Origin of the sequence: Flavobacterium artemisiae (assembly GCF_042678225.1) — a bacterium.
Taxonomy (GTDB): domain Bacteria; phylum Bacteroidota; class Bacteroidia; order Flavobacteriales; family Flavobacteriaceae; genus Flavobacterium; species Flavobacterium artemisiae.
In genome coordinates this window covers 267,899-293,899 of the sequence record NZ_JBHUDZ010000009.1, presented here as the reverse complement: position 1 = coordinate 293,899, position 26,001 = coordinate 267,899, and the positions used below count along the sequence as shown (strand labels likewise).

20 protein-coding genes are annotated in these 26,001 nt (G+C 33.0%); 6 read left to right on the top strand and 14 right to left on the bottom strand.

Translation table 11 applies throughout. The annotated features are described in order from the left end of the window. The first annotated feature begins 58 nt into the window (after nt 1-58). Both yidD and lgt read left to right on the top strand, forming a co-directional pair. The gene (yidD, locus tag ACFSC2_RS10410) at nt 59-307 is read left to right on the top strand and encodes a membrane protein insertion efficiency factor YidD (protein ID WP_193844708.1); all 249 of its coding nucleotides are present in this window, start codon (nt 59-61) and stop codon (nt 305-307) included. Nucleotides 308-371: 64 nt separating this feature from the next. Then, nucleotides 372-1,304 carry a prolipoprotein diacylglyceryl transferase gene (gene lgt, locus ACFSC2_RS10405; protein ID WP_379814045.1) on the top strand — a complete coding sequence of 311 codons (933 nt, stop codon included), beginning with the start codon at nt 372-374 and terminating at the stop codon, nt 1,302-1,304. Between the two features lie 64 nt (nt 1,305-1,368). Here lgt and ACFSC2_RS10400 read toward each other — a convergent pair whose 3' ends face one another. From ACFSC2_RS10400 to asnB (ACFSC2_RS10375), 6 genes are all read right to left on the bottom strand, one after another. Beyond that, nucleotides 1,369-1,983, bottom strand: a complete 615-nt coding sequence (locus tag ACFSC2_RS10400; RefSeq protein ID WP_379814046.1) for an acyloxyacyl hydrolase — start codon at nt 1,981-1,983, stop codon at nt 1,369-1,371. Between the two features lie 84 nt (nt 1,984-2,067). After that, nucleotides 2,068-5,058, bottom strand: a complete 2,991-nt coding sequence (gene secDF / locus ACFSC2_RS10395; protein WP_379814047.1) for a protein translocase subunit SecDF — start codon at nt 5,056-5,058, stop codon at nt 2,068-2,070. Nucleotides 5,059-5,283: 225 nt separating this feature from the next. After that, complete coding sequence (gene mdh / locus ACFSC2_RS10390; RefSeq protein ID WP_379814048.1) at nt 5,284-6,219, bottom strand: malate dehydrogenase; 936 nt, start codon at nt 6,217-6,219, stop codon at nt 5,284-5,286. A gap of 110 nt (nt 6,220-6,329) precedes the next feature. Further along, nucleotides 6,330-8,270, bottom strand: coding sequence for a DNA topoisomerase (ATP-hydrolyzing) subunit B (gyrB, locus tag ACFSC2_RS10385; protein WP_379814049.1), 1,941 nt, complete (start codon nt 8,268-8,270; stop codon nt 6,330-6,332). Nucleotides 8,271-8,600: 330 nt separating this feature from the next. Further along, entirely contained in the window at nt 8,601-10,217 is a 1,617-nt protein-coding gene (gene asnB / locus ACFSC2_RS10380; protein ID WP_379814050.1) for an asparagine synthase B, read from the bottom strand. Nucleotides 10,218-10,514: 297 nt separating this feature from the next. After that, the gene (asnB, locus tag ACFSC2_RS10375; RefSeq protein WP_379814051.1) at nt 10,515-12,191 is read right to left on the bottom strand and encodes an asparagine synthase B; all 1,677 of its coding nucleotides are present in this window, start codon (nt 12,189-12,191) and stop codon (nt 10,515-10,517) included. A 269-nt stretch (nt 12,192-12,460) separates the two neighbouring features. Here asnB (ACFSC2_RS10375) and ACFSC2_RS10370 point away from each other — a divergent pair, with 269 nt between their 5' ends. Beyond that, nucleotides 12,461-12,703, top strand: a complete 243-nt coding sequence (locus ACFSC2_RS10370; RefSeq protein ID WP_379814052.1) for a hypothetical protein — start codon at nt 12,461-12,463, stop codon at nt 12,701-12,703. Here the strand turns inward: ACFSC2_RS10370 and ACFSC2_RS10365 are convergent. The 4 genes from ACFSC2_RS10365 to ACFSC2_RS10350 form a co-directional block, all read right to left on the bottom strand. Then, nucleotides 12,684-13,133: a hypothetical protein gene (locus ACFSC2_RS10365; protein ID WP_379814053.1), complete on the bottom strand. Its 450-nt coding sequence runs from the start codon at nt 13,131-13,133 to the stop codon at nt 12,684-12,686. The genes ACFSC2_RS10370 and ACFSC2_RS10365 overlap by 20 nt on opposite strands. A gap of 241 nt (nt 13,134-13,374) precedes the next feature. Further along, nucleotides 13,375-15,126 (bottom strand): TonB-dependent receptor, encoded by a 1,752-nt coding sequence (locus ACFSC2_RS10360; RefSeq protein ID WP_379814054.1) that lies wholly within the window; start codon nt 15,124-15,126, stop codon nt 13,375-13,377. A 130-nt stretch (nt 15,127-15,256) separates the two neighbouring features. Beyond that, nucleotides 15,257-16,120: a PhzF family phenazine biosynthesis protein gene (locus ACFSC2_RS10355; RefSeq protein ID WP_379814055.1), complete on the bottom strand. Its 864-nt coding sequence runs from the start codon at nt 16,118-16,120 to the stop codon at nt 15,257-15,259. Nucleotides 16,121-16,309: 189 nt separating this feature from the next. Beyond that, the gene (locus ACFSC2_RS10350) at nt 16,310-19,333 is read right to left on the bottom strand and encodes a tetratricopeptide repeat protein (RefSeq protein WP_379814056.1); all 3,024 of its coding nucleotides are present in this window, start codon (nt 19,331-19,333) and stop codon (nt 16,310-16,312) included. Nucleotides 19,334-19,655: 322 nt separating this feature from the next. On the opposite strand from ACFSC2_RS10350, the gene ACFSC2_RS10345 reads away from it, so the two are divergent. Together ACFSC2_RS10345 and ACFSC2_RS10340 are read left to right on the top strand one after the other, a co-directional pair. Further along, entirely contained in the window at nt 19,656-20,339 is a 684-nt protein-coding gene (locus ACFSC2_RS10345; RefSeq protein ID WP_379814057.1) for a cell division ATP-binding protein FtsE, read from the top strand. Nucleotides 20,340-20,341: 2 nt separating this feature from the next. Then, nucleotides 20,342-21,208: a glycosyltransferase family 2 protein gene (locus ACFSC2_RS10340; protein WP_379814058.1), complete on the top strand. Its 867-nt coding sequence runs from the start codon at nt 20,342-20,344 to the stop codon at nt 21,206-21,208. Nucleotides 21,209-21,481: 273 nt separating this feature from the next. Here the strand turns inward: ACFSC2_RS10340 and ACFSC2_RS10335 are convergent, their stop codons facing one another. The 3 genes from ACFSC2_RS10335 to ACFSC2_RS10325 are packed head-to-tail and all read right to left on the bottom strand — an operon-like array spanning nt 21,482 to nt 24,073. Next, nucleotides 21,482-22,576: a glycosyltransferase family 4 protein gene (locus ACFSC2_RS10335; protein WP_379814059.1), complete on the bottom strand. Its 1,095-nt coding sequence runs from the start codon at nt 22,574-22,576 to the stop codon at nt 21,482-21,484. Beyond that, the gene (locus ACFSC2_RS10330) at nt 22,573-22,977 is read right to left on the bottom strand and encodes a sugar 3,4-ketoisomerase (RefSeq protein ID WP_379814060.1); all 405 of its coding nucleotides are present in this window, start codon (nt 22,975-22,977) and stop codon (nt 22,573-22,575) included. Before ACFSC2_RS10330 ends, ACFSC2_RS10335 begins: the two co-directional genes overlap by 4 nt. Before the next feature lie 4 nt (nt 22,978-22,981). Then, nucleotides 22,982-24,073 (bottom strand): glycosyltransferase, encoded by a 1,092-nt coding sequence (locus ACFSC2_RS10325; protein ID WP_379814061.1) that lies wholly within the window; start codon nt 24,071-24,073, stop codon nt 22,982-22,984. A 195-nt stretch (nt 24,074-24,268) separates the two neighbouring features. On the opposite strand from ACFSC2_RS10325, the gene ACFSC2_RS10320 reads away from it, so the two are divergent. Continuing rightward, entirely contained in the window at nt 24,269-25,168 is a 900-nt protein-coding gene (locus tag ACFSC2_RS10320) for a glycosyltransferase (RefSeq protein WP_379814062.1), read from the top strand. A gap of 85 nt (nt 25,169-25,253) precedes the next feature. On the opposite strand, the gene ACFSC2_RS10315 is transcribed toward ACFSC2_RS10320, so the two are convergent. Continuing rightward, entirely contained in the window at nt 25,254-26,000 is a 747-nt protein-coding gene (locus ACFSC2_RS10315) for an acyltransferase (RefSeq protein WP_379814063.1), read from the bottom strand. Nucleotide 26,001: the final 1 nt, after the last annotated feature.

Below are 26,001 nucleotides of genomic sequence, written 5' to 3'. Positions count from 1 at the left end.
GTTGTCACAAAAACAACTAATATAAAGTACAGCCATTATACAGTAATTATTGATAAATATGTTATCTAAAATTCTAATATATCCGTTTGTGCTTTTGGTACGTTTTTATCAAACTGCAATATCTCCATTCACACCGGCGTCTTGCAGATTTGAACCAACATGTTCGACTTACATGATTCAGGCTTTACAAATACATGGTTTATTTTATGGAGGTTATTTAGGAATCAAGCGTATTTTAAGCTGCCATCCCTGGGGAAGAACAGGTTATGATCCAGTTCCTGAAAAAAAATGTTCACACAAACATTAACTTTCTATAAAGACGAGCCTTAATTAAATATTTATTTTTACAACAGATACAAAACATATTTTATATGACACACGCCTTAAATTTTGTTTGGAATCCTTCAGAAGGAATCAATTTAGGTTTTTTTATGATTCGTTATTACAGTTTAATGTTCGTAATTGCTTTTGGATTAGGCTGGTTCTTGATGAAAAAGATCTTCGAACGTGAAAACGAACCACTTGAAAAACTTGATTCTTTATTTGTTTGGACAGTTTTAGCAACTTTAATAGGCGCCCGTTTAGGACATGTTTTGTTTTATGACTGGGAATACTTTAGAAATCATTTATTGGAGATCTTCCTTCCGTTTAAATTTGAACCTGAATTTCAGTTTACAGGATTTCAAGGATTAGCTAGTCATGGTGCTGCAATCTCAATTATCATTGCGATGTATTATTACAGCAGAAGAATCCTAAAAAAACCTCTTTTATGGATTCTTGACCGTGTTGTAATTCCAGTTGCGAGCGGTGCTATTTTTGTTCGTTTAGGAAATTTCTTCAATTCAGAAATTATCGGACACGAAACTACATCTGCTTTCGGAATCCGTTTTTTACATGATAAATTCAGCAAAGCCGAAGCGGTAAACGCGACTCAAATCGCAGATCCAAAAGAAGCTTACAATGCTATAGCAACAAATCCTAAATTTGCCGATTTATTAGCTCAAGTTCCAGCAAAACATCCAACTCAATTATACGAAGCATTCTGCTATATTTTTGTTTTTGCAATCTTATTTTTCCTTTACTGGAGAACAAATGCCAGACTTAAATCTGGGCTTTTATTTGGCTTGTTTTTAGTTCTTTTATTTGTAGTTCGTTTTATTGTTGAATTTGTAAAAGAAAGCCAAGGAGGAATCGAACAAGAATTAGGTTTATTTTCAACTGGACAATGGCTGAGTATTCCATTTATCATTATTGGACTTTTCTTTATCATAAGAGCACAGAGAAATCCTTTAGCTCAATCATAAAACAAAATACAATATACTTAAAATAAAAAAGCGCCCAATATTTAGAATATTGGGCGCTTTTTATTTAAAGCTGATACGAAATACCAAATTCGATATTCTTCGTATTATAACCTGCATTACTGCTTCCTAATCCTGCATTAGAAACATGCCGTAAGCTTGGCCTAATATCAAACTGAAATGCTTTGACGTTTGCTGAAAAACCCAAAGCTAAAACATCTGCGAAAGCAAATCCTTTAGACATTCTTTCTGTTTCTGTATCGGTAATCATTGGGCCGATACTTCCCAAAAAATAACATGAGTATATTTTACCTATTGGTTTTCGAACTACAAAGCCTACATTCATAACATATTCATGAATATTTTTCAGTTTAGTATATTCTTCTCTTTTCTGCTCAAAATCGTGAGTTTCAGGCTTTACAAAATACAAATTCAACAATTGATGCTTTGCAAAATTAATTTCGGGCTGTATTAGAATTTGATATTGAAAATGCTTTGTTTCTTTTATCAAATAATACAATTGTGCTTTATAAAAATGATTTTCAAAAGTATAATCTTTATTATTGAATTCACTTCCAAATCCATACGACAAACCTATTCTATATTTTTTATCCGCTTGCTGTGCATTCGCAGACATGCAGACAAAAAGAAAAGCAGAAACCAATAATAGTTTTTTAGTCATAAAATAACTTTTGAATCTTCCATACAAACATAAAAAAAAGATCCAGCTTTCACTGGATCTTTTTGATATATAAAAACTTAAAAATTAAGCTTTATTATGTTTGTCTTCAATTGTGTGTTTTTCGTCTTTTGAAATCGTGTCAACCAATACTGGTGTAGCGATAAATAATGACGAATAAGTACCAACGATAATACCAATTAACATTGCAAAGATAAATCCTCTGATAGATTCTCCACCGAAGATAAACATCGTCAATAATACAATGATCATCATTAATGAAGTATTCAACGTTCTTGATAATGTAGTATTAATAGAAGCGTTTACGATATCTTCAAAACTTCCTTTACGGTTTCCGATGATAAATTCTCTTACCCTGTCAAATACAATTACTGTATCGTTCATAGAGTAACCAATTACAGTAAGAATCGCAGCGATAAAGTGCTGATCCATCTCCATGTGGAATGGCATGAATTTATAACATAAAGAGTAGATTCCTAATACGAAAACAACGTCGTGCGCTACTGCAGCAATCGCACCTAATGAATACTGCCATTTACGGAAAGAGATCATTAAGTATAAGAAGATAACTGCCATTGCACCTAAAACTGCCCAGTAAGAGTTAGTTTTGATATCTTCAGAAATAGAAGCACCAACTTTAGAAGCTTGTAAAACACCTACTTTTTTACCATCAAATGAGTTGATAAATTTATCGTAAGTTGTTGTTGGGAAATATTTCTGTAAAGCTTTGTATAATTTTTGGTTTACTTCCTCATCGATAGCAACACCATCTTCTTTAATTTTATATTTAGTAGTGATTTTCAATTGATCATCATCTCCTAAAATTTTAGCCTCAACTGGTGTACCAAAAGCAGCTGACAATTCATCTGAAACTACAGTTGCATCGATTGGTTTTTCGAATTTAACTTGGAATGTTCTACCTCCAACAAAATCAACACCTTCATCTAATCCGTTAACAAAGAAGATAGAAACTAAACTTACTACAGTAACGATAGAAGAGAAAATATAAGTAAACTTTTTAACTTTAATGAAATCAAAGTGGAAGTTTGTAAACCAGTTTTTAGTAATATTCGTAGAGAATGTTAAATCTGCTTTTCCAGCGATATTTCTGTCAATGAAAATTCTAGCAATAAAGATTGATGTAAACAATGAAGTTACAATACCGATTAATAATGTTAACGCGAAACCTTTGATTGGTCCTGTTCCGAAAATAAACAAGATTGCTCCAGTTAATACGTGAGTAACGTTTGCATCAATAATAGAACGCATTGCACCATGCCATCCGTAAGAAGCTTGAACAGCCTCAGAAAGTGATTTTCCTTCACGCAATTCCTCTTTTGCTCTTTCGTAGATAATAATGTTCGCATCTACCGCTGTACCTAATGTTAATACGATACCTGCAATACCTGGTAATGTCAATACAAAACCAAAACTTGCCATAATTCCGAATAAGAATAGTAAGTTTAATAATAATGCAAGGTTAGCATACCAACCAGCTTTACCATAATAAAATACCATCCAAGCACAAACTAATAAGAATCCTAAGATAGAAGAAATTGTACCTGCATCAATAGCTGCTTGACCTAAAGATGGTCCAACAACAGTTGATTGAATAATATCTGCAGAAGCTGGTAATTTACCTGCATTTAATACGTTAGCTAAATCTTTAGTTTCAGCAACATCAAAAGAACCTGTAATTTCAGATCTTCCTCCAGCAATAGGACCACTTGTTACACCTGGAGCAGAATAAACGATGTTATCTAAAACAATAGCAATATAACCTTTTTGAGAGAAAGCTCTTCCTGTTAACTCTTCCCATACTTTAGCACCCTGGCTGTTCATCTGCATAGAAACTGCAGGTTTCCCCATTTGGTCAAAAGTATCTTTTGCATCAGTAACAACACCACCGCTCATTGCTGGGCTATTGTCTCTGTTTCCTTTTAGAGCATATAATTCAACTGCTTCAATTTCTTTAGCATTTGCTGGATTTTTAGCTGTAGGGTCTTTTAAAGTTGTTGGTTTACTCCAAACAAATTTTGCATAATGCTGATCTGCAGCTAATAAAACTCTAATTTCTGGTCTTTTGAAATAAGCGTTGATTGCAGCTGTATCTTTAGGAGCGAAATAACCTAAAACTGGTCCGCCTCCTTGAGTAATCATTTTATCAAATAAAGGATTGTTTCCTTTTTTAACGTCAGTTGAATCTTTAGAATCTGTTAATAAAGCATTCAAAGAATCTTTAGCAACAGTTTTAGTTTCAACTTTTTTAACTTCAGTTTTCTTTAAAGCTTCGTTAGCCTGAACTAAGAAACTTCCGATTTCTTCAACTTTGTAAGTTTCCCAAAACTCTAATTGAGCTTTTCCACCTAATAATTTTTTAATTCTATCAACATCCTTAGCACCTGGAAGTTCTACTAAGATTCTTCCTGTCTCTCCTAATTTTTGGATGTTTGGCTGTGTAACACCAAATTTGTCGATACGCTCTCTTAATACTTTGTAAGCACTTTCGATAGACTCATCAACTTTTCTTTTGATTACTTTTTGAACTTGAGCATCTGACATTTGAAAGTCAACTCCACCTTCACCTTGAAGACTTCTGTTAGCGAAAATATCTGGAGATGCTAATTTTTCATTACCTTTTGAATTTGCTTCAAAAGCTTCAAAAAACTTATTTAAATATGTTTTGTTTCCTTCTAGATTTGCAGTCGCATCAGCTAATGATTTATTAAAAACTGGATTTTTAGAATTATTAGCCAAACCTTTTAATACATCTTTTACAGAGATTTGAAGAATAACGTTGATTCCTCCTTCTAAGTCAAGACCTTTATTAAGCTGTTTGTTTTTCACTTCATTGTAAGTGAAATCAGTAAAACCAAGGTTTAATACTTTTTCTTTACCAATAGAATCTAAATATTTCAGCTCCTTATCAGGATTGTCTCCTGCAAAAGCTTTAGCTTCACTTTTGACACCATTTGCCACAAAAGTGAATGATAGTTGGTAAATACTTACCAATGCAAATAGAATTGCGAAAAATTTAATAAGTCCTTTATTCTGCATTATTACTAAAAATTAATTATGTTTTATTTTGTTTTTGTTTTAAAGTCCCAATAAAATAAGCCCTGACATGTTTTTTTAAAACAAAAATACGAGATCACGAATTACCAATTTTTTTTTAAACCGAGCAAATATATAATTAACGAAAATATTAACCAATTAATTTATTAATTAATCTCAAAAAAAAGACTGCAAAAGTGCAGCCTTTTTCTTTTTTTTCCGTTTTTATTATACTAAAATCGATTTCAAAGCATCATTCATGCTGCGAACTGCATCTGCACTTTTCGCAAATAACGCCTTTTCCTGGTCGTTTAAATTAATATCTACAATTTCCTCAATTCCATTTTTACCGATTATACAAGGCACTCCAATACAAATATCGTTTTGTCCGTACTCGCCTTCTACAAAAACAGAACAAGCGATCATTTTCTTTTGATCATTTAAAATACTATCAACCAAATATGCTACAGAAGCTCCTGGAGCATACCATGCAGATGTACCTAAAAGACCTGTAAGTGTAGCACCGCCCACCATAGTATCTGCCGCAACTTTTTGTAAAACTTCTTCAGACAGGAATTGCGTTACCGGAATACCATTATAAGAAGCCAAACGTGTCAACGGAATCATAGTTGTATCTCCGTGACCTCCAATTACCATTGCTGAAATATCATTTGCTGGTTTATCTAATGCTAACGAAAGATAAGTTCTAAAACGAGAGCTGTCTAATGCACCTCCCATACCGATAATTCTGTTTTTTGGCAGACCTGTAGCTTTTAAAGCCAAATACGTCATAGTATCCATCGGATTTGAAACCACCACAATTATAGTATCCGGAGAATATTTTAATACGTTTTCAGCAACAGTTTTTACAATTCCTGCATTTATCCCTATTAATTCTTCTCTTGTCATTCCTGGCTTTCTCGGAATTCCTGATGTAATAACCACTACATCACTTCCAGCAGTTTTCGAATAATCGTTGGTAACACCCGAAACTTTGGTATTAAAACCTGTGTTTGTCGCGCATTGCGTAATATCCAACGCTTTACCTTCGGCAAAACCTTCTTTAATATCCAACAATACTACTTCGCTTGCAATTCCTCTATAAGAAATAACATCCGCACACGTAGCTCCAACATTTCCTGCTCCTACAATGGTAACTTTCATATTTTTTACTTTATCGGTTATTAATTTTGTCTATTTTTTAAAAAGACAATTCGTTTAATTGTCTAGTAAATTTAAACAATTAAACGAATTGGAATTATTAATTTTTCATTTTATGCGTCAATATTTGCATAAACTGCATTTTTTTCGATAAACTCTCTACGAGGCGGTACTTCATCACCCATCAACATAGAGAAAACTCTATCAGCCTCGGCTAAACTATCAATAGTTACTTGACGTAATGTTCTGAAATTTGGATCCATTGTTGTTTCCCACAACTGTTCCGCGTTCATCTCTCCAAGACCTTTATAACGCTGAATAGCAGCACTTCCTCCCATTCTTTCGTTAGCTTGATCACGTTGTACATCATTCCAAGCGTATTCTTTCTTTTGTCCTTTTTTAACCAAGTATAAAGGTGGTGCCGCAATGTATACGTGACCTTCTTCAATAAGCTCTTTCATGAAACGGAAGAAGAACGTTAATATTAAGGTAGAAATGTGACTGCCATCGACATCGGCATCACACATGATGATTACTTTGTGATATCTTAATTTTTCAAGATTTAATGCTTTACTGTCTTCTGCAGTTCCCACTGTAACTCCCAAAGCTGTAAAGATATTTCTAATCTCTTCGTTTTCGAATACTTTGTGGTGCATCGCTTTTTCAACGTTCAAGATCTTACCTCGTAATGGTAAAATTGCTTGAAAGTTACGATCACGCCCTTGTTTTGCTGTTCCACCAGCCGAATCTCCCTCGACAAGGTAAACCTCACATCTTGCTGGATCTTGTTCTGAACAGTCAGATAATTTTCCTGGTAATCCACCGCCCCCCATAACGGTTTTACGCTGTACCATTTCACGCGCTTTTTTCGCTGCGTGACGTGCTTGGGCTGCTAAAATTACTTTTTGAATAATCAGTTTAGCATCATTTGGATTTTCTTCCAAATAATTCTCTAACATTTCTCCAACTGCTTGAGAAACTGGAGAAACAACTTCTCTGTTTCCAAGTTTAGTTTTAGTCTGACCTTCGAACTGAGGTTCTGAAACTTTTACAGAAATAATTGCTGTTAATCCTTCACGGAAATCATCTCCAGCAATTTCAAATTTCAATTTGTCTAACAAACCAGAAGCATCCGCATATTTTTTAAGCGTTCTTGTCAAACCACTTCTAAAACCTTGTAAATGCGTTCCTCCTTCGTGAGTATTGATATTATTTACATAAGAAAAAATATTCTCTGTATAACTTGTATTATAAATTAATGCAACCTCAACAGGGATTTCACCTTTATCGTGATCCATACTGATTACGTGAGAAACAATTGGCTCACGATTTCCGTCCAAATAACGGATGTATTCTTTTAGTCCTTCTGTAGAATGAAAAACTTCACTTCTGAATTCTCCTTTTTCATCTACTTCTCTTTTGTCTGTAAAAGTAATTGTGATTCCTTTATTCAAGAAAGAAAGCTCACGCATACGAGCAGATAAAGTATCGTAAGAGAACTCTGTAGTTTGTGTAAAAATCGTGTCGTCTGGGTAAAAAGTCTGGCGTGTACCTCTTTTTTCTGTTTCCCCAATTTGTTTTACAGGATATAATGACTTTCCTCTTTCGTATTCTTGCTCGTAGATTTTTCCTTCTCTAAAAACAGTAGACTTCATGTGAACCGAAAGTGCATTTACTACAGAAACCCCAACACCGTGAAGTCCTCCAGAAACTTTATAAGAATCTTTATCAAATTTACCTCCAGCACCAATTTTAGTCATTACAACCTCAAGTGCAGAAACTCCTTCTTTTTTATGCAAATCAACTGGAATACCACGACCGTTATCTTCAACTGTAACCGAACCATCTTCGTTTATTGCAACACTAATAGCATCACAATGTCCTCCCATCGCCTCATCAATAGAGTTATCAACAACCTCGTAAACCAGATGGTGCAGTCCTCGAACCCCTACATCACCAATATACATCGACGGACGCATTCTTACGTGCTCCATCCCTTCTAATGCCTGAATACTATCTGCTGAATAATTGTTCTTCTTGATTTCTTCGCTCATATAATTTATTCTAATAAATGTATTTATGTCTAACACGCAAATATATAAAAATGCCTTCTATATACCCATTAAAATACGACTTAAAGTGCTTAAGTTATTAACAGAATCATCTTAAAAACCTAAAAAAAACTTCAAAAGCTTACTTTAAATTCCAATTTTGATAAATTCCAAATTCTAAAAATAGAAATACAGCAAAAATTTCAAATTCCAACCTTATCAAATCTCAAATTAAAACTTAAAAACAAAAATCCGAAACAGTTAAAAAACTATTTCGGATTATATGAATATCCAAAAAATGGAATTTGAATTTATTTTTTTTGAATTTAAAATCTAAGCCGTAACTCCCTTTTTAGCACTTTCAAAATTCCCTTTTAAGTGTGCCGCATTTGCTCTTCCACTCGGATCAAGGTTTTCCTGCCATTTTGGAATCCATTTACGAACTGTTTGCGCGGCGCTGACCTGTGGGTAGTATTTATGAAAAATTGAGCGGTACAAGTAAGCTTCTTTTGTTGTTGGGGAAAGATATGGGAATTCTGCACTTGCACCAGCCAATTGTTCGTCTGTAATTTGAGCTGCACAATATTCGATCAATTGATCTACCCAATTGTAACCAACCCCATCAGAAAACTGTTCTTTCTGACGCCATAAAACTTCTTTTGGCAAGTATGGATCTTCGGTCGTATCAAAAGCTTTTCTTAAAATGTATTTCTCAATTCCATCATAAGTTTTTGGCTGTTTTTCTTCTGTTTTGATTCGAATTGTAGTGTCCAGAAAATCGGTATCTAAAAACGGAAATCTAACTTCTAGTCCGTGTGCCATTGTCGTTTTATCTGCACGCAATAAATCTGCCGTAAACAACTTCTGAACTCTTTCTATAGATTCATCCTGAAACTCTTCTTCAGATGGCGCATTTCTAAAATATAAATGTCCACCAAAAATTTCATCAGCTCCTTCTCCAGACAGAATTACTTTTATTCCTGCATCGGCAATTGCTTTTGATAATAAATACATCGGAACGCCTGATCTTACAGAAATAATATCGTAAGTTTCAATATGATAAATTACTTTTTCTAAAATCTGAACTCCTTCTTCTACAGAAAAATGAATTTCGTGATGCTCTGTTCCTAAAAATTCCGCAGCTTTTCTAGCCGACATATTGTCTGGCGAATCTGCATCTAAACCAATTGAGAAAGAATGCAGTTTTTCTCCTTTTTCTTTTAATAATCTAGAAGTTATAGAAGAAATTAATGAAGTATCTAACCCGCCTGAAAGTACAACTCCCAACGGAACATTACCCAATAAACGTTTCGAAGTCGCATCAATAAGACTTTGACGAATTACTCCTAAATCTAAAGCTTGATTCGCATTTTTAACCTCTTCGTATTCTGGCTTATAATATTTTACAAAACCAGTTTTTGCAGTATAATAATGCCCTGGAGGAAAAGTAGAAAATGATTTACATTGATCTGCTATGGATTTCATTTCCGAAGAAAAATAAATTCTCCCTCTTTCATCCAAACCGTAATACAAAGGTTTTATACCAATGGGGTCACGACCGGCAATATATTTATCTCCATCGACAACAACAAAAGCAAAATCTCCATCTAATTTATTACAAAAATCATATCCGAATTCTTCATAAAGATGCACAATTACTTCTGAATCTGATTCTGTTCTAAAAGTATGATTTTTTAAAACTGTATTTTTAAGTTCCTGGTAATTGTAAATCTCACCATCATGGATCATCCAGGCCGTACTACTTCCTTGTATTGGCTGTTTTCCGGACTTAAGATCAATTATGGATAAACTTTCATGACAAAGCACACCACCATTTTCCAATATATGAAAATCACTTTCATCAGGGCCACGGTGCGACATTCTTTCAGACAATTCTTTTACAAGCTTCGGATCTTTTCCTTTTCCAATAACAGCTAATAATCCAGACATAATATTCTATTTTTATTTTACTTCCGTTCATTCTCAGTCAAAACGAACATTAAAAAATCATTAAAATTTTTCAGATAAAGCAAAAATACGCATTAATTAGCGTTTGCTTCTACTAAAATTCTAAGATATAAGTGCATTAATCTTTTTTGGGGATGTCAAATATATTAAAAGAAAGTTAAATAATTACCAATCACATTTTACAAACACGTTTAATATCAGAATTTAACAATCTAAGACAAGAAAAACGCCCTCAAAGAGAACGTTTTTCTGCAATATATACTAATTCTAAAATTAAAATTACGCTTTTACATAAGCATCGTCATGAACGCTTGCTACTGCTCTACCTGAAGGATCGTTCATGTTTTTGAATGCTTCATCCCACTCTAAAGCAATTTTTGTACTACAAGCTACACTCGCTTCTTGCGGCACACATAATGCTGCTGCATCACTTGGGAAATGCTCTGAGAAGATGGAACGATAGTAATATTCTTCTTTTGAAGTTGGTGTCTGCAATGGGAATTTGAATCTTGCGTTTGCTAATTGCTCGTCCGAAACTTCTCTTCCTACTACTTCTTTCAAAGTATCAATCCAGCTGTATCCTACTCCATCAGAAAATTGCTCTTTTTGTCTCCAAGCTACACTCTCTGGAAGCATGTCCTCGAAAGCTTTACGAACTACCCATTTTTCCATCGGATGTTCTTTGTTGATCATTTTATCTTGTGGGTTAATGCGCATCGCAACATCCATAAATTCTTTGTCTAAGAAAGGAACACGACCTTCGATTCCCCAAGCGGCTAAACTCTTGTTTGCACGCAAACAGTCGTACATATGAAGTTTTCCTAATTTACGAACGTTTTCTTCGTGGAATTCTCTAGCATTTGGCGCTTTGTGGAAATATAAATATCCTCCGAAAAGCTCATCTGCTCCTTCTCCTGAAAGTACCATTTTGATTCCCATTGATTTAATAACTCTTGCCATTAACCACATTGGAGTTGAAGCTCTTACTGTAGTTACATCATAGGTTTCTAGGTTGTAAATTACATCACGAACAGCATCTAAACCTTCTTGGATTGTAAATTTAATTTCGTGGTGAATCGTTCCGATATGATCTGCCACTTTTCTTGCTGCAGCTAAATCTGGAGAACCTTCTAATCCAACTGAGAAAGAGTGCAATTGTGGGTACCAAGCATCTGTAGTATCATCTGACTCAATACGCTTTTGAGCAAATTTTTTGGCTACAGCCGAAGTAATAGACGAGTCTAAACCTCCTGAAAGTAAAACTCCATAAGGAACGTCACTCATTAATTGTCTGTGAACTGCTGCTTCAAGCGCTTTTTTGATTTCTGGAATACTTGTTTCGTTATCCTTAACTGCATCATAGTCAACCCAGTCTCTTTTGTACCATTGTACAAATTCTCCGTCTTTACTTGATAAATAATGTCCAGGAGGGAATAATTCGATTTTTGTACAATATCCTTCTAAAGCTTTTAACTCTGAAGCCACATAAAAAGTTCCGTGTTGATCCCATCCAATGTACAACGGAATGATTCCCATATGATCACGAGCTACAAAATATTCGTCTTTATCAACATCATAAATCGCAAATCCGAAAATTCCATTTAATTCGTCAACAAAGCTCACTCCTTTTTCTTTGTATAAAGCTAAAATAACTTCACAGTCACTTTCTGTCTGAAAGTTATATTTTCCTTCAAATTGTTTGCGCAGCTCTCTGTGATTATAAATCTCACCATTTGCAGCCAAAACTAATTTTTTATCTTCTGTAAATAAAGGTTGTTTTCCTGAAGCTGGATCAACAATAGCCAAACGCTCGTGAGAAAGAATTGCTTTATCATTGCTGTAAATTCCGCTCCAGTCTGGTCCACGGTGACGAATGATTTTAGACATTTCTAATACTTGAGGTCTTAAAGCTTCGGCTTTTTGTTTTAGATCAAAGGCACATACGATTCCGCACATAATTTTATATTTTTAATTGTAAATTTTATTTTGATAAGGCAAAGATGTAATAACAGTTACAATTACAAAACACAAAACACTAATTCAGTTACAATTTTAAACATAAAATTTATTTTTACATATAAAATGTAAAATTTAAGCATCTAAAAAAGCTCTAAACTTGAAATTTTTAATTTTGAGTATAAAACTGCTTAAAAATTTAAAGTTTAATTCTATATTTTGAATTAAATTTTGAGTTATTTCAGTCCGAATGAAAAATTCGTAAAGAGATGATGGTATGTGCGTTTAGAATTATGGTTTATGCAACCATTAAGATTACAATTACAGTTTGTCATTCCGACGGAGGAGGAATCTTCGCGAGAAACTCAACAAAGATTGGAGATTTACTTTGTGGAGCAACTTGCGAAGATTCCTCCTCCGTCGGAATGACAAGATTGTTCAGAAATCTTTGTCAAAGTTTTAAACTCGACAAAGTTGATGGCGAACATAACATTAATCTACACTCTCAATAGTATAATGCGTTTTATTAATCTCAAACTCAAACCCTGTTTTATTTCCCATTAAATGCGCTCCAAGCGGAGACTGCGGCGAAAGCGCTATCACATTTATCCCATCAATGGCAATTTTAGGAAGCGCCACACTTACATACAAAAAGATTCCGTTTGCTTTTACAAGGCTCCCAACACTGATGTTTTCTGTAGTTTTTGAAGCGTCAATTTTATCTAAAATTGCTTTTTGAGCAATCGCTTCTTTCAATTTATTCGTCAGTTTTTCCTGTTCTATATGCATCATAGACAAAGCCGTTTCATGTTTGTCTCCGGCAGAACCTTTAGCATCGTTTTTAGAATCTTCGGTCAAGTTTGAAATCATGTCTTTAAAAACATCAATTCTGTCTTGAACCATTTGTGAATAATGTGAGTATATTTTTTGCTTAAATTCCATTTTTTAAAGATGCTAAGATTCTAAGTTGCAAAGATGCTAAGGTTTTTTCTTTATTAAAATTTTTATTCAAAGAAAGCTTTGTATAAAGCACTTCTCTACTAGTAATTTTTTAAAACTTAAAAAGCCATGAATTCACGAATCTACTCCAAAAAATTCATGAACTCACGGCTTAAAAAAAAAAGGCACATTTTTTTCTTAAAATCTTTGTGCCTTTGCAGCTTTGTATCTTTGTAACTTAGAATTAAAAATCAAATTTATAATTGGCACCTCCTAAAATTTGGAAACCTTGAACAGGATAATTCAGCCATTTTTCATAAGCTTGATTTCCGATATTATTTGCTTTCAAGAAAAACGTTAAACGGTCGCTAAATTTATATCCTAAATGAGCATTAGCATCAAAATAGCTTTTCAGCGTTATTACCGCTGGGTCTGTCGTTAAATCCAAATTCGACTGCATGTCTTTTCTTTCTCCCACATAAAAAATATTTACGCCGGCAAACCATTGTTTTGTAAAGTTAACATCAAGGGTTGAACTCAATTTCATCGTTGGTAAATTCCAAGCCTCAACAACATTATCAGTGTTGTAACTATTAAAAGTTCCGTTGATTCCGAAAGTTACGTTTTGCGAAAAATCAGCTTTTAATTCTGCATAAAAACGTAATGTTCTAATGTCTTCATATACTACTCCAAACGAGTTTCCGAAAGCATAATCTTCATTCGTTATCACTTCTGTATAATCATTCGCTTTAAATAGCGCTTTATTTTTTTCATTCAAATAAGAACCTGTCAAATTATAGCTGACATTGTTGGCTAATTTCCCCTTTAAACCTGCAAAAACATTGTATTGTGTGCTTGACGGACGCATGTTTAAAGTCGGTGACAAAAACGGATTTTCGGTTACAAAATCGGCATAAGAATTTTGTTGTAAACCTCCATTTACTCCTGTATAGAAAATCATTAAATCACCCACCAATTTATACGAAGCGTTTACTTTTGGATAGAAATAAAATTTATTGCCGCTGTTTTCAGAATCTGCACTATAGAAAAGACCAGCTCCTAATTCTAAAGTCCAATCATTTTCATGAATTACAAAACTCGGTTCAATTCCCACATTTGTAAAACTATATTTTAAAGCTTCTGTATTGTCTTGGAAATAATTGTTTTTGAAAGAACCGCTTACGTGATCTACAATTACATTAGTTTTGATAGCATGATCCATTACATCAACCGTAAAAGTCGGTTTTACAAAAAATCTATTTTCTGATGAAGAATAACTGTCTGAAAAATGGGTGAATTTTGTAGAAAGATTACTAAAAATACTTTCTGTAAATTCTGCATTTCCGCCCAGCCAAATAGTATTATAAGAATGATCTGGATTAATGCTGTTTACTAAATCAAAACGCTGAGCCGGAATTGTCGCTCCAAAATCTGAAGGAAGTCCATACCAGTTATAAATTTGATTTTGATAACCTAAATCAACATTCCAAGACATATCGCGGTTATTTTGTCCGTAACCGACATCTATTGCTGTATCGTAAAATTCGTCATTTAATTCTACACCTTTAATTCCTCCTTGCGAAGAATGATGACGAAACATTCCTGCTACATAATCATTATTTCCTAAATCTTGGTTTACAAAAAATTCTGCATTCAAAGTGCTGTAATTTCCAACTCCTACCGTTGCATAATTATTAAACAAACGCTCTTTTTTAGCTTTTTCAACTCCTTCGGCTTTTCCTTTAGAAGGAGTAAAAGTCGACGCAACTGGAACCGACAAAATACTATATTTAATCGTTTCTTTCGGCTGATTACCGCTGTCGTCAAGCGAAGGAATTTCTTTTACTTTAAAAGCATCCGAAATAGTTGGCGAATAAGGTTTTACTACGTTTACGGTTTCTGTACCAATACTTTCGTTTTTCTTTTGTGAAAACGAAAACTGACCAGCAAACAATACTAACAAAATGATAATTTTATGTCGGCAGTTTAATTTCATATTTCTTCTATTTGAGAGTATAGAGAAAAGATTATAGAATATAGGCTTTTGCTATATCTCAATCTTTTACTCAAACTCTTTGTTTTATTCTCTATATTCTTTTTTCTTTTTTTCTAAAATCTAAAATCAATTAAGCTTCCCACTCGCCTTTGGCAACAAACTGAGCTTTTCCTCCAATTTTAATATCAAATATATCGTTGGATAATTTTCCATTAAAATAAATTTCAGACGGACGACCAATGTAATCTCCTTGATGATTCGTCAATTCAATTTCCGGCGAATGATATTTTAAAAGATACGCCTGCAGGCAAGTACTCGCGCTTCCTGTTGCTGCATCTTCCACTAATTGATTATGTTCTACACACAACATTCTGCTTGCCAATTTCGAATCTTCAAAGCTGTAGAAATACAAACCTCTATGATCTGTTTTGCAATGATTTTTCAGCCATTTATCAGTTTTATCTTTATCTAAAACTAAATTCTCTAAAGCTCTTTTACTGTTTAAAGGCACAATTACAAAAGCACTTCCAGTTGTAACTTCCTGAATCAAATATTGATTATCAAAATCATCAATTGTCAGGTTGCTGAAAGACGGAAAATCTTCTTTTGCAAAAACATCCCAGAATTTTGGCTGTGCGGCTTTTAGCCAAATTAAATCTTCGGTTTTCTCAATAGCAATTGGTCCAATCGGAACTTCTAATGTTATTTTTTCTGGAGCATTTTCGAATATTTTATTCATCAAAACCCAAGAAGTTCCAATAATCGGATGACCTGCAAATTGCATTTCATTTGCCGGAGTAAAAATTCTTATTTCGGCTTTATTATTATCTGTGTCTAGTTTGGTTACAAATGTGCTTTCGGCAAAATTAATTTCGCGTGCAATCTGCTGCATTTGTTCTGAACTTAAATTTTGCGCATCTAAAAAAACCGCCAGCTGATTTCCAGCATATTTTTTATCTGCAAAAACATCAACTATATAAAAGGGTAAACTCATATTTTTTTCTTTTTAAGAGATTAGAAAACAGAATAAAGAGAATAGACTTTCAATCTTTGCTCCAACATCTATACTCTATTTTCTTTTTCTTTTAAGAGATTAGAAAATAGAATTAAGAGAATAGACTTTCAATCTAGTCAAAATCTACATTCTATATTCTATGTTCTATACTCTATTCTCTTTGCTCTATTACTTATTAATTGATGAATTCGTTTTTGACTCTTCCATCTTAATTGCACTTAATTCTCTTTTTGCTTCTTCAACAACATCCGGATAATCGGTAAAATTGTTGATTACGTTGTCTAGAATATAAGTTGCCTGATAGCTGTCTTTTAATCCGTAGAAGTTTTTCGCCATTAAAACCAAGCCTTTTGCTCCATAATATTTGTAAGCCGAATAGCTTTTTGCCAGCTTTTGAACAGCTGTATTCGAAGCTTCAAATTTTCCTTCTTTAGTTTTAAAATAAGCATCATAATACAATGCTTCTGCTGCTAATTCTCCTTTAGAAGTTGTCGCCAGTTTTGCGTAAGCTGTTTTCGCTTTATCTTCGTTTCCAGTCTGCATGGCTGCACGTGCTACAATAATCTGAGCATCAGCTTTTACGCCTGCATCTGATTTTGGATTTTCTAAAACTTTATCTGCAGCAACAACCGAATTGTCATAATCTTTCTTGTCATAATAACATTTCATCAAATTGGCTTGTGCAAAAGTTTTATTTTGAGGATAATCGGCTTCTTTTTCTAAACGTACTAAAACCGGAATCGCTTTATCACAGTCTTTCGCTTTTAAATAAATCTGAGCCAATCTGTTTAAAGCCTGCTCTGTAAATTCGTTTCTAGGCTGATCGATTACATATTGATAATTGGCAATAGATTTTGTTTCAGATCCATCCGCATACGTTAACTGACCCAAATAGAAATTAGCTTCTAATGCGTGTAATCCGTTCGGGAATTTGCTTACGTAACCTGCAAAACCAGTTATTGCAGCTTTACTGTTGTTTTGGCTGTATTGCTTGAAAGCAGCATCATACGTATCATTATCCAATTCAGCATCTGTAACCGAAACAAAATCCAGTGTACGAACCCAAGTTGCATATTCGTCAACTTTTCCAGAATCTACATAAATCAATCTTGCGGTTGCAACAGCTTCTAAAGCTTCCGGCGTTTTTGGGAATTCGGCAGCAACTTTTTTAAACTTCGTTAAAGCCTGTGCATCACGATCTGAATTGTAATAAATAAGACCTTGTTTTAAGATTGCTTTTGAAATAAATGTTCCGTTACCAAATTCAGAAATCAACTGATCGTACGTCTTTATCGCCTGATCGTTTTTCTTTTCTGCCACATACGTATTCCCTAACTCGAACAAAGCATCATCACGGTAAGATGATTTTTTGTACATCGCAATGAAATTATTCAATTCATCTACTTTCTTAGCATTGTTTGACATAAATCCATAAGAAAGTGCTTTTTGGAACTGTGCATAATCGGCATCAACGCCTTTAGCCGCAATTGCTTTTGCATACGCTTCGTTGGCAGCGCTGTATTTTGAAGTTACAAAACGACAGTCTCCCAATCTTAAATAAGAATCGTTTAAACGCGTTTTATCTGAAGGAGAATTATCAATCTGCGCCTGAAATGAATTCGCAGCCTGATCGTATTCTTTCAATTTAAAATACGTATAACCAATATTGTAGTTGATGTTTTTATATTCATCTGTAGATTTTGCAGCGGCCATTCCGGCAAATTGTTTGTACGTTAATAATGCATTCTGCATATCATCGTTCAAATATTCTGTTTCTGCTTTCCAGAAAGTCGCGCGCGCTGTAAATTCAGGTGTTTTTTGTTCGCTGATAGCACTTTTAAACATTTTACCAGCTTCCTGATAATTCGATTCATTATACAATTCTAAACCTCTGTAAAAAAGAACTTTTTGATACGCCGCTTTATTTTCTGGAGTTCGGTTTTTTTCTAATAAAACTAAAGCTTCTTTGTAGTTTTTAGTCGAAATATAAGAATCAACCAATAATTTTTCTACTTCTGCTCTGCTCGAATTGTTTGGGTATTTTTTTAAGAAATCTAATAAAATTCCAGGAACGGTTTGGTATGCGTTTCCGATATCGTAACTTAATTTGGCATAATTCAACGAAGCATCTTCTTGAATCTGCGCGTTGAAATCCATTTCTGATGCATTTTTAAAAGCGTTTAATGCTTCCTGTTTTTTTCCTGAATTTAAATAACTTAACCCTAAATGATAGTAAGCGTTCTGCGCCACAAAATCCCTTCCTTCAATAATTTTATTAAATTGAGAAATTGCTTTTTCGTAGTTTTTCTGCTCATAATAGGCATATCCTAATTGGTAGAAATCGGTGTTATTCCACTTCCCTTTTTTACCTGCATATTGTTCTAAATACGGAATCGCCTTTCCGTATTGTTTTAAGTTGAAATAACTTTCTCCAATGATTTTATTCAGTTCCGATTTTTCAATTTCATTCGATTTACCCATCGCCTGCTGACCTAAATCAATTGCTTTTTGGAAATTCCCAAGTTTGAAATTCATATCGGCTTGATAATACGAAAGCTTTTCTTTGTATTTTTCTTCTCCAGAAACTTCGTCAAAATATTTGGTTGCTTCTTTATAATCGTCGCCTTCATAAGCCATAAAACCTAAGTAATATTTGGCTTGCGAACCGTATTCTTTAGAATTAACGACTTTATTAAAATAGTTGGTTGCTTCTTTTTTCTTTTTAGCATTAAAATAGCTGTAACCTTTCATGAAGTTAAACTTATCAGCTTCATTTTTACTCATATAAGCTTCGTCAACTTTGTCAAACCACATTAACGCTTTTGGATAATTTCCCTGTTCAAAGAAATATTGCGCAGCTTCTATATAAGCCTGATTCTGCTTAGTGCTTGTCGGATAATCTTCTACGAATTTTTCTACCAAAGCATCGGCATTTGCTTTGTTGGTTCTAATAGCGCAATTAGCAATATAAAAAGCACAGTCAGACTGCACTTCTTCTGTAATCGCAGGGTTTTCGGTATTTTTTACATGCTCGAAAATAAGTTGTGCCGAAGCATATTGTTTGTCATTATATAAAGCCAGTGCTTTGTCAAAATCCTTTAAATCGTAAGTATAAATAGCTGATTTTTGTGCCGAAACCGTGGTCGAAATAAGGATAATTTGGAATAAAAAGAACCAGGAAAGTTTACGCATTTTAATAATATTTAGTATTCAAATGTATCATTTTTATACGGTTTATAACGAAACGTTTCAAGCTTTTATTATCTCTAAAAATTTAAAATGATACTTTTTTTTAACATATCAATCTCAAAATATTGGTTCTCAAAGTTTCTAAAACAAATATTTTAAAATCCTATAAGTGATATCAGTTACTATTAAAGCGGAGAAACTTTAGCGTGTTTTAATTAAATGAACTTATATTGCATATATGGTTTAATTTTTTAAGTTTTTCATAAGAAATTATTTTGAATCCAAACGTTAACTTAGTACTTTTACCATTCAAATCAATTTTATTATGCCACAGACCGTACTATCTCTTAAAGAAGTCACTATATATCAAGAAGGAAGAAAAATTATCTCTCACATTAATTTAGACGTTAATCATGGTGAATTTATCTACATCATCGGAAAAACTGGTTCTGGAAAAAGTAGTTTTCTAAAAACTTTATATGCTGATTTACCGTTAATTGAAGGTGAAGGACATATCGTTGAATTTGATTTGGCAACGATAAAAGAAAATGATATTCCGTTTTTGAGACGTAAAATCGGAATTGTATTTCAAGACTTCAAATTGCTTCCAGACCGTTCTATAAAAGACAACATGCTTTTTGTTTTAAAAGCTACAGGCTGGCACGAAAAAGATGCAATGGAGCACAAAATTGATGAAGTTTTGGACAAAGTCGGCATGAAAGATTTTGTAAACAAAATGCCTCACCAACTTTCTGGAGGAGAACAACAAAGAGTAGCAATCGCCAGAGCACTTCTTAATGATCCTGAATTTATTTTGGCCGACGAACCAACAGGGAATCTTGACCCGCAGACAAGTTCTGAAGTTTTAGAAGTCCTAAAAGCAATTAACGCTGCCGGAAAAACAGTTATCATGGCAACACACGATTATGCTTTGTTAATGAAATTCCCTTCTAAAACATTGAAATGTGAAGACGAAAGAATCTTCGAAGTGGTGCAAAGAAGCGTGTAATAATGCTTTCTATTTTAATTCCGGTCTATAATTACAATGCTTTTTCTTTAGTAAGCGAATTAGCAACGCAATGTAATTTAAGTGGTATTAATTATGAAATCCTTTGTCAGGATGATGCTTCAAATTCATCAGAAAACTTAAAAAATCAAAAAATTAATTCGCTCCCAAATGGTTCGTTTTTTATAAATGAAATCAATTTAGGAAGAGGAAAAAACATTAATTCTCTAGCTCAAAAAGCAAAATACGACTGGCTTTTGATTCTGGATTGTGACACTTTTCCTGTACACCAAAACTTCATTTCCAATTATATTGACAAGATTTCAAAAAATGCTAAAAAAGTGTTTTTTGGCGGGATTTTGTATGAAAATAAAAAACCAGAAAAAGAACAGTTTTTACGCTGGGTTTACGGTAAAGAAAGAGAAACTCAATCTATTCTAACCTCTAATTTATTGATTAAAAAAGAACTTTTTTTAAAGTTTCCTTTTGATGAATCTATAACGAAATACGGTTACGAAGATTTGGTTTTCTTTTCTGTTTTAAAATCAAATAAAATTGAAATCTCAAAAATCGAAAATCCAACTTATCATTTGAATCTTGAAACTTCAGAATTGTTTTTGAATAAAACCAAAACGGCTTTAGAAAATCTTCATTTTCTTTATAATGAAAATAAAATTTCAAAAAACGACAGCAAAATCATTAAGGCTTTTGAAGTTTTAAAAGCCTTTAAAATGACTGGTTTTGTTTCTTTTCTTTTTCTAAAAAACAAAAAGAAGTATGAAGAAAATCTGCTTTCGCAAAAGCCTTATTTATTTGTTTTTGATTTTTATAAATTGGGTTATTTTTCTAATTTGAATAATATTAAACGTTAAGAAATATGTCGCCCCGCTGGGGCTTTTTGCGTTAAACGAATACATTTTTTCTATAAATATTTTGCCCCGCTGGGGTATTTTTAATAGCTGTCAATTTTCATCCAAAGAATAATTTAGAGAAAAAGCCCAAGAAAACCAGAAGGTTTTCAATAAATAGTTTTGAATAAATAGTTTTGAATAAAAATACCCAAAAGAAAACTCCAGAGGAGTTTACTATTTACAGAAAATCATACATCCCAAGGCAGAACGAAACATTATAAACAACAAAATATTTTAAACCATAACAATCTGTTCAAAAAATGCTTTCCAATCATTCATGATTTTTTCAATAGAAAATTGATTTGAAGTTTCTTTTCCATTTTTTCCAAATTCGATTCTTATTTCTTCATTACTCATTAAAACAGAAAGCTTTTCGACATACAAATCAAAATTATTATCTGGAATTAAAAACCCATTTTCATTGTCTTTTATAATCGTTCTTGGTCCCACAGGACAATCAAAAGCAATACATGGAATCCCAAAACTCATTGCTTCGATTAAAACCATCGGAAATCCTTCTGTGCGAGAAGTCATTGCGTAGATCGAAGATTCCAAGTACTTTTCTTCAATATTTTTTATAAAATCGTGAACATGAACCGTAGACAAAATTCCTAGATCGATCACAATTTCAGTCAAAGTTTTTTTATCATCGGTATAAATATCCAAAGTCCAATCTGGATGCTTTTCTACTACTTTTTCCCAAATTAATAATAAACGATCCAATCCTTTTTCATAAGAATAACGGGCAATAGCTACAACTTTTTTGTTTCTTAAAGCTGCTTTTTTGTCCGTTTTAATCCAAGAAGGATTCAGAATTACAATTCCGTTTTTGACATTCCATTCCTGCAGGCTTTCTTGTGATAATGCAACGATTTTGGTAAATCTTCCCGCAGAAAAATCTTTGTAACGATATTTTATTTTTGAAATAAATTTTGAAATAAAATCTGCTTTTGGAACTTGTTCTTCAACAAATTTAGAACCGTGCGCCTCAAAAACAAGTGGAGTTTTTGATTGTATAATAAACGGAATCAAAAAAGCTTTTAAACCATTATCAGCAACTAAAATAATATCTGGATTGATCTCTTTAATTTTCTGATTTACATTTTTTTTGAAAGAAGAAAAGAATTGAAAAACATTTCCTTTCAATATCATATTATGAAAAGAAATTCTTGAATCAAAATCATAAAATGGCTGTTCTGATTCTTCATTTTGAGATAAAATATGAACTTCATAACCAAAATGTTCTGCAAAATAATTGGCTTTTACAGAGATAACTCTCGCCACTCCGCCGGCGTTTTTTATTTTTGGAACAAGGTAAAGCAGTTTCATTTTTTAGAAGTCAAAAAATCATTAAAATCCCTGATATAATCAGATTCTGCAAAAACATCTGAAGCAAAAACCAAGCAGACAGCGCCCGAAGAAAAATTCTCCAATTCGCGCCAAATTCCTTTCGGCAGATGAAGACCAACGTTGGGTTTATTTAATATATAACTGTTTTTATTTATTCCGTCGTTTACGGTTACCTCAAAACTACCGCTCAAAGCAATCAAAACTTCATGCTGTTCAATATGCGAATGCCCGCCTCGAAAAGCAGAACTTGGAACATCGAAAAGATAATAAACACGTTTGAATTCAAAAGGTAGAATATCTTTTTCTACAAAAGCCAAATTACCGCTTAAATCCTCAACTACAGGAATTTTGAGTAAAGAAATATCTTGAATAGTTGTCATATCTTTATTTTGAGTTCAGTAAATATAGCCATTGCTGTCCAATTTTTTCTAATGAAAACTTTTGTACGCTTTCAAATGCATTTTCTTTGCAGGTTTCATACAAATTTTCATTTACAATCATTTCGTTCATCGCTTCGGTTAGTTTTTGCCAATTTTGATTTTCTACTAAAATTCCGTTTTTAGAATTTTCGATTATATCTCTTGGTCCAAAATCGCAGTCAAAAGAAATTACGGGAGTTTTGCATGCCAAAGATTCTAAAATAACGTTTGGAAAACCCTCGTTTTTACTGCTTAAAACTACAAAATGTGCTTTATTCATAAATTTAAACGGATTATTTTGATAGCCTAAAAGATGCACAAAATCAGTCATTTTTGAATCTGAAATAACTTTTTCAAGTCGGGTTTTATCACCGTTCCCTAAAATCACCAAATGAATATTTTTTTGCGGTAAAATAGAATCTGCATAATTCAAAATAAGTTTATCAAATTGTTTGATTTCGTTTTCATATTGTCCGACAGCCAAAATAAAATGGAATTTCAATTCACAATTTTCTTTTTCTTTTTCAAGAATTTCTTCTAAATAAACAGGATTCGGAATCGAAACTATGTTTTTCAGCTGATGTTTTTCTTCAATCAAGTTTTTCATTTCATTTCCAAGCGCAACGTTGGCAAAACAATGATTATACATTAATCTTGTTAACCAAGAATTATTGGGCATATAATGGTCGATCAAAAAACTGTGAACCGTAAAAATCGTCTTGGTATTGTAGATAAAACGAGACAGGATAAGTTCCTGTAAAATCTTTGTCCGAAATCGGAAATCAATAATAAAGTCAAATTGATTTTGTTCCAAATATTTTCGAAGCGCATTCAACCTTTTCCATTTATTCAAAAATCCGTTGCTTTTGTTTTTAAGCAACCCAAGATTTACCAATTTCCCTGAATATGGAAAAGAGACTTCGTTTAGAACAATAATTATATCAACCTCAAAACCTTGTTTTTCAAAAAAAAGAGACAAATTTGCCATTACTTTATCGCTTCCGCCTCCGCTGAGACGATAACCAATTAAAGCAATTTTCTTTTTTTTCTGAGACATTCTCTTTGTGATTTCTTATTTTCGTATCAAATATAACTTTTTAAAATAAAAATAAAGATTTAGAACCATTAAGACATTCAGCGGCATAAAGCTTTGGCTTAATTTTTCTAAATAAATAAAACAAAATTAAGTTTCAGTATAAATGAACTCAAATCTTAATTCCTTTATTATCATAATGGTAAAATAAAAAACAAAATGCAGCATAAACCTTTGGTTACCGTTATTTGCTTGTGCTACAATCACGAAAGGTTTGTCGTTGAAAGTCTAAATTCGGTTCTGAATCAGGATTATCCTTTTATTGAGTTAATTGTTGTTGATGATTTTAGTACGGATTATTCTGTAGAAACCATTCAGAATTGGCGTATGGATTATCCTGAAATTCAATTTATTATTAATGAAAAAAATTTAGGAAGCACGAAATCGTTCAACAAAGCTTTAAAAAAAGCAAAAGGTGATTTTATAATTGATCTCGCTTGTGATGATATTTTACTTCCAAATTGTATTTCACATCAAATCAAAGCTTTTGAAGAAAGCAGTTTTAAAAATCTCGGAATTGTTTACGGAAATGCCGAATTGATTACTGAAACTGGCCAACATAGTTCTTATTATTTTCCTGTCAATTCGAACAAAAAAACAATCGAGGAAAGAAAAACCGGCGATATTTATTTAAGTGTTATTTCTGGCGGAAATAGTATTTGCTCGGTTTCATCAATGGTAAAAAGAACTGTTTTTGAGGATTTAAAAGGTTACGACGAAAATCTGGCTTATGAAGATTTAGATCTTTGGATCAGGGCTTCGCGTGAATACGAAGTAGATTATATTGATGAAATTCTAATGCAGAAAAGAATAAGTGAAGCTTCGTTAGGAACGCACTTTTATCTTAAAAATGATTCTCGTTCTAAAAAAATAAATTACTCTACTTACCTGATTATCAAAAAAGCAATTCGGTTAAATCGGACAAAAATTGAACACAAAGCGATTTTAAAGAGAATGCATTTTGAAATGATTTTGGCTTACAAAACTGGTAATTTTAAGCTTTTACTTAACTACATTTTTTTAGAAATAAAACAACGTTTGAGAATTCTTTTCACTTAAAAAAAATGTAAAAAATCTGCGTCTAAAATAAGAATGCGGATGACGCCGATTTACTTCGTAAAAACGCGGATTTATACGGATTTTTTTAAATCGTCAGAAAATTATCTAATTGCTGTTTTTCTCCCTGCCAGTCTCTTGAAATATTATTTCGGAGTAATTTTGCTGTAACACCGCCAATTAAGACATTTTCTCCTAACGGTTTATAATCTTTTGTGCATAAACTATTTGAGGCAATCGTACAAAAATCGGGCGTTTGAGTTCCTTTGAGAATTGAAACTCGATTACTCGCAAAATTATAACTGCCCACAAAAATTGGAGCCGATTTTTTAAACTTCTCACCTGTTTGGGTATCAATTAAATCATGAAAATTAGTATCAATAATTTGTGATTCTGAACCGAAACGGGCATAATCCCCGAGAACAATTTTTTCAGTACAAATTAATTTGGCACCCGTCGCCATCGATGCCATGTTTCCTAAAACGCAAAGTGCATTTTCGCCTACAAAAAGGAAATAATCTTTTCCGAACTGAAATTTTCCTTTAAAAACTAGTTTCCCTAGAAGAATTATTTCTGCTGTTCCGCGATGAACGGTATTCATTTCATACGGCTGTCCAAAACCAATCATTCCTTTTTGGATTTTTCCGTCAAGCTGAATTTCTCCAGAGATATTGTTTAATTTAACTTTTCCATAAAAGAAAACAGGAAGTTTTTTTGCCGTTTCAAAAGGGAATTTTTTAAAGTTAAAATACAGCGTTTTTGTCCAGTTTACAGAATAGTAAAATCGGAGCTTTTGATAAAAAGAACGGTATTTTCTGTAGCTTTTTTGTAGCATT